A 12,660-nucleotide genomic window follows, 5' to 3' on the forward strand; every position below is an offset into this window, starting at 1 on the left:
ACCCGCAATCGTAGCGGTCGCCCTTGAACGTCATGCCGTGGAACGGCTGCGTGTCGATCAGCCTTGCCATCGAATCGGTGAGCTGGATTTCGCCGCCCGCGCCCTTGCCCTGCGTTTCGAGCAGCTTCATCACTTCAGGCTGCAATATGTAGCGGCCCGCGATGATGAGGTTGGACGGCGCGGTGCCGGCGGCGGGCTTTTCCACCAGACCCTTGACGACGGTCAGGTCGCCATTGGTGCCGGACGGATCGAGCACGCCATAGCTGGGCGTCTGTTCCATCGGCACTTCGAGCGCACAGATGAGGTTGCCGCCGACCTGCTCATAGGCGTCGACCATCTGTTTGAGGCAGCCGGGTTTGCCGTGCATGAATTCGTCGGGAAGGATGATGGCGAAAGGTTCGTCACCCACGATGTCGCGCGCGCACCAGATTGCGTGGCCGAGGCCCAAAGGCTCCTGCTGGCGAATGAAGACGGCGTTGCCGGGGGCGAGGCGCGTGCCTTCGAGCGCCGACATATCCTTGCCGCGTTCGCGCTGCGTCGATTCGAGTTCGAACGCCATGTCGAAATGGTCCTCGATCGCATTCTTCCCGCGACCGGTGACGAAGATCATCTGCTCGATGCCTGCTTCGATGGCTTCATCGACGGCATATTGGATCAGGGGGCGGTCGACGACCGCCAGCAATTCCTTGGGCACTGCCTTGGTAGCGGGCAGGAAGCGGGTGCCGAGACCGGCGACCGGGAAAACAGCCTTGCGTATCCGTTTCATACTATGTCCGTTTTTATGGAGAGCAGGACGATCGGGTGTGCCCATGTGCCGACTGAAATGCCGACAGCATGGCCGATTTCGTACCTAGGTCAAGATTTGCGATGCCGCGACTTGCTATTTCGCAACTGCGGTAGAAACCGCCCGGATCGGGGCAGGGCGTTGAAATTCCTGATTTGTCTCGATCACGCGGCCGCAATGCCGGGCATCGAGATGGTTTCGCAACACCTGCGTATTGCCATTTTGCCAGCGGGCCAGCGGGATGCCGAGCGGACGGAAGGCCGTCCGGTCGAAGATCGCGACGTCATAGCGGGCGCAGAGGCGATCCAGCTTCGCCGGATCCAGCAGAGGCAGCGACAGGACGATGGGGCGGGTAAAGACGCCGTGTTGCGGGCGGACGAGATCGGTCGCGAACACGCCGCCGCGCGGGTCCACCAAGACTGTATCGGCATCGGTCGCGCGGATCAGGCGGTCGCTTTGGGCATAAGGCGCGACATAGACATGCGCGCGCCATGAGAAGAAGCCGGTGGTGAACAGCGCGAGGACGCAGGCGACTAGTATCGGGCGGAGCAACAGGGCGCGCCTGCGCGTAACGGCGATCCAGCCATAACCCGCAAGCAGGCAGAAGCTGCCGATATAGCCATGCATATAGCGGAAGCCCCAGCCTGCGCCGATCACTGCGGCGACGGCGAGAGGCACGAGGAGCAGATTGTTCCAGACGATGAAGCGGACCGAATAGGCCAGCGGATACCATTTTTTGAGGACGCGAGTCGCGAGGCTGGACACCTTGTCAGCAACGCCAGCCGACGGGCGGATGTCACTGGCGGGGCCGAACAGGTCGATCAGCAGGCTGGGCCAGAGTTTCTGCCAGACCACGACGATCATCACGCAGACCGAAGCATGGAACGCCAGCGCCCACCAGCGGCGCTGCAGCGCGAACCAGATGAGAAAGCCGATGAGGAAGATCAGGATGAAATGCCATTGATGCATCCCGCCGGTAAGCAGCGCGATGGCAGCGGCGGCGATATGCCCGCGCCAGTCGCCCCGCAGCATGAAGGCCAGCCACAGCATGTTGAACGCGAAATGCCCCGTCATCGCATAAGGCGTCATCGCGGTGACGGTGAGCTGCGCTGAGGTGAGCCCCATCAGCATCGCGACCCACACGGCATCGGGGCGGTCGGGGAACAGGCGGCGCGCGCTGTGCCATAGGGCGCCGAGGCCGATGGCGAGCAAGGCAGGCGGCGCGAGATTGGCGTCGCCGATCCACGCGAAGGCAGCGCGGATCGCGCTGTTCACGGGCAGATAGTTGGCGGCCCAATAATGCGCTGCGCCGAAGGGGGAGTAGAATTCCGGCACCATCGCGCGGCGATAATCCAGCCATTCGGGCGGGATCGGCCAGGCGAGCCTGCCTGCGCCGAGATAAGCTGCGCCCAGTTCGGCCATTTCCTCGTCGCGGGAGAGGCTGTAATTCTGAAACACCAGATAGCGGCCTGCCCAGGCGACAAGCAGGGCAAGGAGGATGAGGCCGCCGATGCGCTTCCAGTCAGGGTCGGGCCAGGCATAAGCCGATGCGCGATTGGCCCATGGCGATAGCAGGGCGAGCACGGCAAGGCCGATCAGCAGCGCGGGAAAATCCTGATCGAGAAAGAAGATCTCCGTGATCCCGTGCCCAATGGCATAGGTGACATGCGCAAGAAACGCGCCGCCCGCGAGCAGCGCGAAGGCGAAGGTCCAGCCCAGCGTCCAGCGGGCAAACCCTCGTTGCTGCGATACTGTCGATGCCCCGGTCATGCGGGGCCTCTTTGCCGGGGGGGAGGGGGCGAGGCAAGAGGCGATGCGACTCAGTGCGCATCGACCTCCCACGGTGGGACGGGGCCGTAGGTCTCGCGCAGAAAGCCGATGAGGGCGGCGACGGTTGGCGGGATCGTGGGGACGGGGGGATGGACAGCGTAGATGGCGATGTCCGACGAACCCGACACGTCCGGCAGCACGCGCTGCAAGGTGCCATCGGCCAGTTCGCGGTTCACGTCCCACAGGGAGCGCAAGGCTATGCCGACTCCGCCGATGGTCAGTTCACGCACGACTTCGCTGGAATTGGTCCGCACGTGGCTGATGCCATCCCAGCTTGTCGTGCCCTTGGGGCCGGTCAGACGCCAGGGGAGCTGGCCGGTGGCGGCGAGCAGGCGATGGGCAGCAAGGTCAGGGATCGTCTCAGGCGTACCATGCGCGGCAATATAGTCCGGCGCGGCGCACAGGACGCGGGCGCTGCGGGCGAGGCGATGGGCGGTCAGGCTTGGCGGAACGTCGGCGGTGATTCGGATGGCGATGTCGATGTCGCCGGAGAAGAGATCGACGAAGCCGTCCGACAGATCGAGCGACAGGTCGACGCGCGGGTGGACGCGCAGGAATGCCGCGATATGCGGGGCAAGGTGCAGGCGGCCGAAGGAGGTGGGGGCGGAAACGCGCAGCGCGCCGCTGGGGACGTCCGTCTGGCCTTGCACCCGGCTTTCCGCTTCCTTGAGCGCGACAACGATTGCCTTGAGATCGGCGTGGAGGCGTTGGCCTTGCGGCGTGAGCGCCATCTTGCGGGTGGAGCGGTGGAGGAGGCGGGTGCCGAGGCGATTTTCCAGACGAAGCAGGCGTTTGGATACCATTGCTGGGGACGTGTTGAGGGTGCGTCCTGCGGCGGACAGGCTGCCCGCGGTGACGATCGCCATGAACAGGTCATAGTCGGGGTCCATCATGCGCCTGCCCCCATTATTGCATAAAAGGAAAAACTGTTGCTGATGTTTATCATCTACCGGCTGTAATGGCGATGGTCTATAGCGGCGGCATAGTGCAAGATCAGGAGTGTGACATGGGCATCGTTCAGAAGGCAGGCATCGGCGTCTCAACGGAGCTGGCGACCTTCGTCGAGACGCAGGCGTTGCCGGGCACCGGTATTGCGGCGGAGGCTTTCTGGCAGGGTGTGTCAGATATTTTCGCCAAGTTTGCGCCGAAGAACGTGGCTTTGCTGGCCAAGCGCGATGATATGCAGGCGCAGATTGACGCATGGCATCAGGCACGCGCAGGCAAGCCCCTCGACATGGCCGAGTATCAGGCGTTTCTGCGCGAGATCGGCTATCTGGTGCCGGAGCCTGCGCCGTTCGCGATTACTTCGACCAAGGTGGACGATGAACTGGCGACGCTGGCGGGGCCGCAACTGGTCGTGCCCATCCTGAATGCGCGCTTTCTGCTGAATGCCGCCAATGCGCGCTGGGGCAGCCTGTACGATGCACTGTATGGTACGGATGCTTTGCCGGGCAAGGCAGAAGGCAAGGGCTATGAGGCCGCGCGCGGGGCGCAGGTCATTGCGTGGGCGAAGGCGTTTCTGGACAAGGCTGTGCCGCTTGCGGCGGGGTCATGGGCGGACTGGACTGGCGGGGAACCGGCATTGCGCAATCCGGCGCAGATGGTCGGGCATAACGGCGACAATCTCGTGTTGCAAAACAATGGGCTGCACATCGAAGTTGTGATCGATGCTGCGCACCCCATCGGCAAGACCGATCCGGCGGGCATTGCCGACGTCATCCTCGAATCCGCGCTGTCGACGATCTGCGATCTGGAGGATTCGGTCGCGGCGGTCGATGCGGCGGACAAGGTTGCGGCCTACACCAACTGGCTGGGGCTGATGAAAGGCGATCTGGAGGACACGTTCGAAAAGGGCGGGGCGATGATGACGCGCCGGCTGAACGCGGATCGCAGCTATACGGCAGCCGATGGCAGCACCGTCACGTTGCCGGGACGCAGCCTTCTGTTCGTGCGCAATGTCGGGCATCTTATGACCAACCCTGCGGTGCAACTGGCCGATGGCAGCGAAGCGCCCGAAGGGATTCTGGATGGAATCATGACCAGCCTGATCGCGTTGCATGACCTGAAGCGCGCGGGCAACTTCGTGAACAGCCGCGCGGGTAGCATCTATATCGTGAAGCCCAAGATGCACGGGCCGGAGGAAGTCGCGTTCACCAACGACCTGTTCGATGCGATCGAGGATCTACTGGGGCTGGAACGTTACACGATCAAGGTCGGCGTGATGGACGAGGAACGGCGGACATCGGCGAACCTCGCCGCGTGCATCCATGCCGTGAAGGACCGGATCGTCTTCATCAACACCGGCTTCCTCGACCGGACCGGCGACGAGATGCACACGTCGATGCAGGCCGGGCCGATGATCCGCAAGGGCGACATGAAGACGTCTTCGTGGATCAAGTCCTACGAGGATCGCAATGTGCAGATCGGGCTGGCTTGCGGCTTGTCGGGCAAGGCGCAGATCGGCAAGGGCATGTGGGCCGCACCGGATCGGATGGCCGACATGCTGGAGCAGAAGATCGGGCATCCGATGACGGGCGCGAACACCGCATGGGTGCCTTCGCCGACCGCCGCTACTCTGCACGCGACGCATTATCACAGCGTCGACGTCTTCGCGCGGCAGGAAGAGCGCAAGGCGGAGCCGGTTGCCAGCCTCGACGCGCTGCTGACCATCCCGGTTGCTGCGGGCGTCAACTGGTCGGAACAGGACGTGCGCGACGAGCTGGACAATAATGCGCAGGGCATATTGGGTTATGTGGTGCGCTGGATCGATCAGGGCGTTGGCTGTTCCAAGGTACCGGACATTCACGACATCGGCCTGATGGAAGATCGCGCAACGCTGCGCATTTCATCGCAACATATGGCGAACTGGCTGCTGCATGGGGTGTGTTCGGCGGAGCAGGCCGATGCTGCGCTGGAGCGGATGGCGGCGAAGGTCGATGCGCAGAATGCAGGCGATCTGCTGTACCGCCCAATGGCCGGCAATGCAGAGACCAGCCTGGCCTATCAGGCGGCGCGCGCGCTGGTGTTCGAGGGGCTGACGCAGCCCAACGGCTATACCGAACCGCTGCTCCATGCCTATCGCGCGCGGGTCAAGTCGGCGGCGTAACGACCACTCAACTCGGCGCATTTCGAAAACTGCGCCGGGAACCGTCCCTAACCTCGATCATTCTTTATGCAGCAGGTCGATAACGACCTATACATGAAGGAGAATTCTCATGGGTGAACTGACCGACAAGGCCAAGGGTCTGGCGAACGAAGCGGCTGGCAATGTGAAGCAAGCCGTCGGCGACGCACGCAACGATCCGGGCCAGGTGGCCGAAGGCAAAGCCCAGGAAAAGAAGGGCGAGGCCCAGAACCTTAAAGGCTCTGTAAAGGGTGCGCTTGGCGACAAGGTCTGAGGATAGCAATCCTCGCCTGACGCAGAGTTAGGAAAGGGTCGCACCGGCTATGCTGGTGCGACCCTTTTTCTATGGCTCTCACCCTACGGGAGATGTACGTACAAACATGTATGTACATCATAGCGGATTTTACGTGTCGACTTATTGGCGACCGTATGGCGACGCCTGCAAACGGACGTCGTTTGGTCCGGAATAGCAACCCTGTTCAACGCGTTCGGCATTAGCCAAATTGACCCGCGCGTTTGTGCCGCTTATGGGCGTTTCATCTTCGCGATCTTTGAACAAAGGGGCCATGCCTATGAAGAAGCTGTATCCTGACGCCGCCGCTGCTCTGGAAGGTCTTTTGTTCGATGGCATGCACGTCTGCGCAGGCGGTTTCGGCCTGTGCGGTATCCCTGAGCGCCTGATCGATGCGATCCGCGACGCCGGGACGAAGGACCTGACCATCGCGTCCAATAATGCCGGGATCGACGGCGAAGGGCTTGGCAAGCTGCTGCGCACGCGGCAGGTGAAAAAGATGATCTCCAGCTATGTCGGCGAGAACAAGGAGTTCGAGCGGCAGTATCTGGCAGGCGAACTGGAAGTGGAGTTCTGTCCGCAGGGCACTTTGGCCGAGCGTTGTCGTGCTGGCGGCGCGGGCATCCCCGGTTTTTACACCAAGACGGGCGTCGGTACGCAGGTGGCCGAAGGCAAGGAAGTGAAGAATTTCGACGGTCAGGATTATATTCTTGAGCGCGGCATCTTCGCCGATCTGGCCATCGTCAAGGCGTGGAAAGCAGACGAGAGCGGCAATCTGATTTTCCGCAAGACGGCGCGCAATTTCAATCAGCCGATGGCGACCGCCGCGAAAATCTGCGTCGCGGAAGTCGAGGAAGTGGTGCCGGTCGGCAGCCTCGATCCGGACGGCATTCACCTGCCCGGTGTCTATGTGAAGCGCATGATTATCGGCGCGCCGTATGACAAGAAGATAGAGTTCCGTACCGTTCGCCAGAAGGAAGTTGCCGCATGAGCTGGACCCGTGACGAAATGGCGGCGCGCGCCGCAAGGGAATTGCAGGACGGTTTCTATGTGAACCTGGGCATCGGCATTCCGACGCTGGTCGCCAATCACATTCCTGAAGGCGTCGAAGTGACGTTGCAGTCCGAAAACGGGATGCTGGGCATCGGGCCTTTCCCGTTCGAGGGCGAGGAAGACGCGGACCTGATCAATGCCGGCAAACAGACGATCAGCGAATTGCCCAACACCGCCTATTTTTCCAGCGCGGATAGCTTTGCGATGATCCGTGGCGGGCATATCGATTTGACCGTGCTTGGCGCGATGGAAGTCGCGGAAAATGGCGACATCGCCAACTGGATGATTCCGGGCAAGATGATCAAGGGCATGGGCGGCGCGATGGATCTGGTCGCGGGCGTCAAGAAGATCATCGTGGTGATGGAACACAGCAGCAAGAATGGCGATCCCAAGTTCATTCCCGCTTGCACACTGCCGCTGACAGGCAAGAATGTGGTGGATATGATCATCACAGACATTGCCGTGTTCCAGCGCCCTGACCATGACAGCCCGTTCAAGCTGATCGAGATGGCGCCGGGCATCACGGCGGAAGACGTGAAGGCGAGGACGACGGCCCATTACATCGTATAAGATCAAACGTAAGGCCCCGAAACGGGGCATATTGTCCGGCGCACGTATCAAGATTGTCGCCGGGGTGTTGGCCGGTGGCGTCGTTCTGGGGCTGGCGGCGTGGCCATGGCGCGGGCCGATGGCTCCAGCAGTGCGGTGGCCGATTGAAGCCTTTGCCGCGCAACCCAAATTGCCGCTCAAGCCATCCGAGTGGCATGGCAAGATCGATTACCGAGCTTTCGACAGCCGGATCAGGGCCTTGATGCACGACCCGTCGATGACCGGGCTCACCGCTGCCGTGGTCGAGGACGGGCGGCTGTCCTTCGTGCAGGGCTATGGCCTCGCCTCCACCGAGACGGGCGAGCCAGTCGATGAGCGGACGACGTTCCGTTGGGCGTCGCTGTCCAAGGGAGTGGCAGGCACGCTGAGTGCGCGGCTGGCGGAGGACGGCGTTTTCTCGTTGTCCGATCCGGTCGGGAAATTCCCGACGAGCCTGCGTCTGCCCGGCGATGCGCAGCGCCGCCTGACGCTGGAGCAATTGCTGTCGCAGCGCACGGGCCTGCCCAAAAATGCGTATGACGACCGGCTGGAGGCTGGTCAGGAGCCGGTGGCGATCCGGCAGAGTCTGGCGAAGGTCGCCGATATGTGTCCGCCGGGGACCTGCCACAGCTATCAGAATGTCGCATATGACACGATCAGCGAAGTGATCGGCGCGTCGATGGGCAAGCCCTATGGTGCCGTCGCCAATGCGCGCCTGTTCCAGCCGCTCGGCATGTTCGGCGCGAGCGTGGGCCTGGATGGGCTGGTCAAATCGAAAAACTGGGCGCGGCCGCATCGGGGTCGGCGGATATTGCCGGTGCTCGATTATTATTACCGCGTTCCGGCGGCGGCGGGGGTCAATTCGACCATCGTCGATCTGGCGCGCTGGATGCAGGCGCAAATGGGTCTGGCGAGCGATGTGCTGCCTTCCGACGTGCTGGCGACGATCCAGGCGCCGCGGGTCAACACGCCGCGCCCTTATGGTAGTTCGGCTTTGGGCCGCGAGCTCAAAAGCCCCGGCTATGGCCTTGGAATGCGCAGCTTTACCTATAAGGAGCACCGCCTTGTTGGGCATAGCGGGGCGGTGGCTGGCTATCGGTCGGCGATGATGTTCGATCCGACGACGAAGACGGGTATCGTGCTGCTGTGGAACAGTGAGTCGTCCATTCCGTGGCGGTTGCAGCCGGAATTGTTCGACATGGCCTATGGATTGCCCTTCCATGACTGGCTGGATCTGAAGCCCGGTCTGGCGGACAAGGATGTGGCGCAGGTACAAACGCGGTAGGGGGACGCCGATGACATATACGCTGATTACTGCAAACCGGAATTATTCGAGCTGGTCGCTGCGTCCGTGGGTGCTGATGAAGGCGCTGGACATTCCCTTTGCCGACCGGATCGAACCGTTCACGGCGGATAGCAATTACGAAGCGTTTCGCGCCTTTTCCCCGACCGGGGCGGTGCCGTGCCTGATCGACGGCGCGCGGACGGTGTGGGATTCGCTGGGCATAGCGCTGTATCTGGCGGACCGGCACGCCGGCGTGTGGCCTGTCGATGAGGGCGCGCGGGCATGGGCGCAGTCTGCGGTTGCCGAGATGCACAGCGGCTTTTCAGCCTTGCGGAACGATTGCACGATGAATGTCGGCGTCCGCGTCGCGCCCAAGCCGATGTCGGCGGCGCTGCAGAAGGACATCGCGCGGATCGCAGAATTGTGGGGGCAGGGGTTAGCCGACTTTGGTGGACCATGGCTTGCAGGGCCAGCTTTCACGGTGGTCGATGCCTTCTTCGCGCCGGTCGCGTTCCGCGTGCGGACCTATGGGCTGGACGTGGGTGCGGCGGGGCAGGCGTGGGTCGACCGCATCATCGCCCATCCGGCCATGCAGCAGTGGGAGGCCGAAGCACTGGCCGAAAGCTGGCGTGAGGTCGGGCATGAGGCGGAGTTGGCCGCTTGCGGTACGATTACGGCGGACTATCGGACGGCGTAGAAATATTGTTACGCGCGGTGCCCCATCCTCTTTAACCATCGCAAAGTTGGCGCTAGAGGGACGGCATGACACAGCCTCGCACTCTTTATGACAAAATCTGGGACGCACATGTCGTCGAGCAACGTGACGATGGCACGGCCCTTATCTATATCGACCGGCATCTCGTCCATGAAGTGACCAGCCCGCAGGCGTTCGAGGCGCTGCGGATCGCGGGGCGCAAAGTGCGTCGCCCGGATCTGACGCTGGCCGTGCCGGACCATAACCTGCCGACCACCGCGCGCGTGGACGCGGCGGGCAACCGCATCCCCATCGCCGACATCGAAAGCGCGCAGCAGCTTGCCGCGCTGGAGCGTAATGCGCCGGAGTTCGGCATTCGGTATATCGGCGCGACTGACGTCAATCAGGGCATCGTGCATGTCGTGGGGCCGGAGCAAGGCTTCACGCTGCCCGGCATGACATTAGTGTGTGGCGACAGCCATACCGCGGCGCATGGCGCGCTGGGCGCGCTGGCGTTCGGTATCGGCACCAGCGAAGTCGAACATGTGCTGGCGACGCAGACGCTGTTGCTCAAGAAATCGAAGAGCATGGAAGTGCGCGTTGAAGGGACGCTGGGTTTTGGCGTGACGCCCAAGGACGTGATTCTGGCGATCATCGGCAAGATCGGCACGGCGGGCGGCACCGGGCATGTGATCGAATATCGCGGTTCCACCTTCGACGCGATGAGTGTCGAGGGGCGGCTGACCGTTTCCAATATGTCGATCGAAGGCGGCGCGCGAGCGGGATTGTTCGCGCCTGACGAAGCGACGTTCGCCTACATCAAGGGGCGTCCGATGGCCCCGAGCGCTGCCGATTGGGACGCTGCGGTTGCCTATTGGCGGACACTGCGCAGCCACGAAGGCGCTACATTCGATATGTCGGTCTATCTGGATGCGGCCGACATCGTGCCCAACGTCACCTGGGGGACCAGTCCGGAAGACGTGGTGCCGATCACCGGCACCGTGCCCGATCCCGATAGCTTCGATGATCCGTCGAAGCGGGCCGCGGCGCAAACTGCGCTCGAATATATGGGCCTGACGAGTGGGCAGCGGATGCAGGATGTCGGCATCCAGCACATCTTTATTGGAAGCTGCACCAATAGCCGGATCGAGGATTTGCGCGCTGCTGCCGCCGTACTGAACGGTCGGCATATCGCGAGCGGAATCAAGCAGGCGCTGGTGGTGCCGGGTTCGGGTCTGGTCAAAAAGCAGGCGGAAGCCGAAGGGCTGGACCGGATTTTCACAGAAGCGGGCTTTGAATGGCGCGAGCCGGGCTGTTCGGCATGCCTGGGCATGAACCCGGACAAGGTGCCTTCCGGCGAAAGCTGCGCATCGACATCAAACCGCAATTTCATGGGTCGGCAGGGGCCAGGCGCACGCACGCATCTCCTCTCGCCCGCCATGGCTGCCGCCGCCGCCGTAACCGGACGGTTGACGGATGTGCGCGAACTGACCACAGTCGATTGATGGTTAACGAGATTTTCGGGGGACGGGTCGCGTGAAGAAGGCATTCTGGTTGCTGGCGCTTGGTGCGCTGGCCAGCGCCGTGATGGCGGCAAGCATCGGTCGGGCGGAAGATACGACGCCGCGTAGCGAAGCTGCGGTGAGCAAGGAAAAGGCTGCGCACTGATGGAGCCTGTGACGACGATCGACGGTCGCGCCTATCCGTTCGGCGTGAAAAATGTCGACACCGACATGATCATTGCCGCGAAATGGCTCAAGACGATCAGCCGCGTCGGTCTGGGCAAAGGCGCATTCGAAGCGTTGCGCACCGACCCTGATAATGTGTTCGACAATCCGGAATATGTCGGCAGCCCGATCCTGATCGCAGGCGACAATTTCGGGTGCGGGTCTAGCCGTGAGCATGCCGCGTGGGCGCTGCTCGACATGGGCGTGAAGGCCGTGATCGCGCCGAGCTTTTCTGATATTTTCTCCAGCAATGCGTTCAAGAATGGCATATTGACGGTCGTATTGCCGCAGGAAGCGATCGATCGGCTGATGGACGTCGCGCAGACCGATCCGATCCATATCGATCTGGAGCATCAAACGGTAACAACGCCGTTTCAGGATCGCTTGACGTTCGAGATCGATCCGTTCCGCAAGGATTGCCTGATGGGCGGTCTGGACGAGGTAGGCCTGACGATGGCGCGCGGCGATGCGATCGGCTCTTACGAGACGCGGCGGACGGGCGTGGAGCCCTGGCTGGTGCCGGTAGCGGCCTAGTTTCCGGCGCAGCACGTACTTCCTGCGCAATAAGTCTTGCCTCCGGAATGACCCCTGGGTTCCTGCCTTCGCAGGAACAGGTGATTTCATAACTCTCCATCGTTGCCTATTGCCGCCCTGCGTTCTATCTGCAGAGCTACATTCTTTTTTCAGCCAGTGAGGCCACCGTCCATGACGACTTTCGACGATCGCGAACGCGCTTTTGAAAATCAGTTTGCGCACGATCAGGACATGCTGTTCCGCATTACGGCGCGCCGCAATCGCCTGTTGGGTGAATGGGCCGCCGTGAAGATGGGTCTGACCCCGGAAGAAACCGACGCCTATGCCAAGGCCGTGGTGCAGGCTGATTTCGAAGAAGCCGGTGACGAGGACGTAATCCGCAAGATCGTCGGCGATCTGACCTCTGCGGGTATCGATACCGACGAGCCCACCGTGCGCGCCGCGCTGGAGGACATGGCGGTCAACGCCCGTCGCCAGTTCATGGAACAGAAGTAGGTCCGCCGCGATGCCGATGGCCGCCGATGACATCACAGCGATGATCCAAGCCGCGATCCCCGATGCGCAGGTGGAGATCACCGATCTGGCAGGGGATGGCGATCATTATTCGGCGCGGGTCGTGTCGGAAAGTTTCCGCGGCGTCAGCCGGGTGAAACAGCATCAGGCCGTTTATGCTGCCCTAGGCGGCAAAATGGGCGGCGTGCTTCATGCCTTGCAACTCACCACTGCCGTTCCCAACTAGCGGCTATAGC

At 62.2% G+C, this 12,660-nt stretch carries 14 protein-coding genes; 11 read left to right on the plus strand and 3 right to left on the minus strand.

Going from position 1 to position 12,660, the window contains the following annotated elements; all coding sequences use genetic code 11:
• From QMG56_RS17055 to QMG56_RS17065, 3 genes are all read right to left on the minus strand, one after another.
• Positions 1-766 (minus strand): UTP--glucose-1-phosphate uridylyltransferase (locus QMG56_RS17055; RefSeq protein ID WP_281823594.1); only part of this gene is annotated, 766 nt, incomplete at its 3' end.
• A gap of 114 nt (positions 767-880) precedes the next feature.
• The gene (locus QMG56_RS17060) at positions 881-2,554 is read right to left on the minus strand and encodes an MFS transporter (protein WP_281823595.1); all 1,674 of its coding nucleotides are present in this window, start codon (positions 2,552-2,554) and stop codon (positions 881-883) included.
• Between the two features lie 50 nt (positions 2,555-2,604).
• Positions 2,605-3,507: a LysR family transcriptional regulator gene (locus QMG56_RS17065; RefSeq protein WP_281823596.1), complete on the minus strand. Its 903-nt coding sequence runs from the start codon at positions 3,505-3,507 to the stop codon at positions 2,605-2,607.
• Between the two features lie 113 nt (positions 3,508-3,620).
• On the opposite strand from QMG56_RS17065, the gene QMG56_RS17070 reads away from it, so the two are divergent.
• The 11 genes from QMG56_RS17070 (at position 3,621) to QMG56_RS17120 (ending at position 12,650) form a co-directional block, all read left to right on the plus strand.
• A complete protein-coding gene (locus QMG56_RS17070) occupies positions 3,621-5,720 on the plus strand; it encodes a malate synthase G (RefSeq protein ID WP_281823597.1) in 2,100 nt (699 codons plus the stop codon).
• Positions 5,721-5,829: 109 nt separating this feature from the next.
• Positions 5,830-6,012 carry a CsbD family protein gene (locus tag QMG56_RS17075; protein WP_230187538.1) on the plus strand — a complete coding sequence of 61 codons (183 nt, stop codon included), beginning with the start codon at positions 5,830-5,832 and terminating at the stop codon, positions 6,010-6,012.
• Positions 6,013-6,310: 298 nt separating this feature from the next.
• Positions 6,311-7,021, plus strand: coding sequence for a CoA transferase subunit A (locus tag QMG56_RS17080; RefSeq protein ID WP_281823598.1), 711 nt, complete (start codon positions 6,311-6,313; stop codon positions 7,019-7,021).
• Entirely contained in the window at positions 7,018-7,653 is a 636-nt protein-coding gene (locus QMG56_RS17085) for a CoA transferase subunit B (protein WP_281823599.1), read from the plus strand. The genes QMG56_RS17080 and QMG56_RS17085 overlap by 4 nt, the downstream gene beginning before the upstream one ends.
• Before the next feature lie 31 nt (positions 7,654-7,684).
• Positions 7,685-8,956, plus strand: coding sequence for a serine hydrolase (locus tag QMG56_RS17090; RefSeq protein ID WP_281823600.1), 1,272 nt, complete (start codon positions 7,685-7,687; stop codon positions 8,954-8,956).
• A gap of 10 nt (positions 8,957-8,966) precedes the next feature.
• Entirely contained in the window at positions 8,967-9,653 is a 687-nt protein-coding gene (locus QMG56_RS17095; RefSeq protein WP_281823601.1) for a glutathione S-transferase family protein, read from the plus strand.
• A gap of 65 nt (positions 9,654-9,718) precedes the next feature.
• Complete coding sequence (leuC, locus tag QMG56_RS17100) at positions 9,719-11,155, plus strand: 3-isopropylmalate dehydratase large subunit (protein WP_281823602.1); 1,437 nt, start codon at positions 9,719-9,721, stop codon at positions 11,153-11,155.
• 31 nt (positions 11,156-11,186) lie between these two features.
• Positions 11,187-11,318, plus strand: a complete 132-nt coding sequence (locus QMG56_RS17105) for a hypothetical protein (RefSeq protein ID WP_281823603.1) — start codon at positions 11,187-11,189, stop codon at positions 11,316-11,318.
• The gene (gene leuD / locus QMG56_RS17110) at positions 11,318-11,911 is read left to right on the plus strand and encodes a 3-isopropylmalate dehydratase small subunit (protein ID WP_281823604.1); all 594 of its coding nucleotides are present in this window, start codon (positions 11,318-11,320) and stop codon (positions 11,909-11,911) included. Before QMG56_RS17105 ends, leuD begins: the two co-directional genes overlap by 1 nt.
• A 171-nt stretch (positions 11,912-12,082) precedes the next feature.
• Positions 12,083-12,406, plus strand: a complete 324-nt coding sequence (locus QMG56_RS17115) for a DUF1476 domain-containing protein (RefSeq protein WP_230187545.1) — start codon at positions 12,083-12,085, stop codon at positions 12,404-12,406.
• A 10-nt stretch (positions 12,407-12,416) separates the two neighbouring features.
• Positions 12,417-12,650, plus strand: coding sequence for a BolA family protein (locus QMG56_RS17120; protein ID WP_281823605.1), 234 nt, complete (start codon positions 12,417-12,419; stop codon positions 12,648-12,650).
• The last annotated feature ends 10 nt before the right edge of the window (positions 12,651-12,660 follow it).

Source organism: Sphingobium sp. BS19 (assembly GCF_027925545.1).
Lineage (GTDB): Bacteria > Pseudomonadota > Alphaproteobacteria > Sphingomonadales > Sphingomonadaceae > Sphingobium.

Excerpts from the sequence above, each read along its gene's own strand:
- QMG56_RS17085 (WP_281823599.1), top strand. The coding sequence starts at position 7,018 with ATGAGCTGGACCCGTGACGAAATGGCGGCGCGCGCCGCAAGGGAATTG.
- QMG56_RS17060 (WP_281823595.1), bottom strand. The coding sequence starts at position 2,554 with ATGACCGGGGCATCGACAGTATCGCAGCAACGAGGGTTTGCCCGCTGG.
- leuC (WP_281823602.1), top strand. The coding sequence starts at position 9,719 with ATGACACAGCCTCGCACTCTTTATGACAAAATCTGGGACGCACATGTC.
- QMG56_RS17120 (WP_281823605.1), top strand. The coding sequence starts at position 12,417 with ATGCCGATGGCCGCCGATGACATCACAGCGATGATCCAAGCCGCGATC.
- QMG56_RS17115 (WP_230187545.1), top strand. The coding sequence starts at position 12,083 with ATGACGACTTTCGACGATCGCGAACGCGCTTTTGAAAATCAGTTTGCG.
- QMG56_RS17065 (WP_281823596.1), bottom strand. The coding sequence starts at position 3,507 with ATGATGGACCCCGACTATGACCTGTTCATGGCGATCGTCACCGCGGGC.
- leuD (WP_281823604.1), top strand. The coding sequence starts at position 11,318 with ATGGAGCCTGTGACGACGATCGACGGTCGCGCCTATCCGTTCGGCGTG.
- QMG56_RS17080 (WP_281823598.1), top strand. The coding sequence starts at position 6,311 with ATGAAGAAGCTGTATCCTGACGCCGCCGCTGCTCTGGAAGGTCTTTTG.
- QMG56_RS17095 (WP_281823601.1), top strand. The coding sequence starts at position 8,967 with ATGACATATACGCTGATTACTGCAAACCGGAATTATTCGAGCTGGTCG.
- QMG56_RS17075 (WP_230187538.1), top strand. The coding sequence starts at position 5,830 with ATGGGTGAACTGACCGACAAGGCCAAGGGTCTGGCGAACGAAGCGGCT.
- QMG56_RS17070 (WP_281823597.1), top strand. The coding sequence starts at position 3,621 with ATGGGCATCGTTCAGAAGGCAGGCATCGGCGTCTCAACGGAGCTGGCG.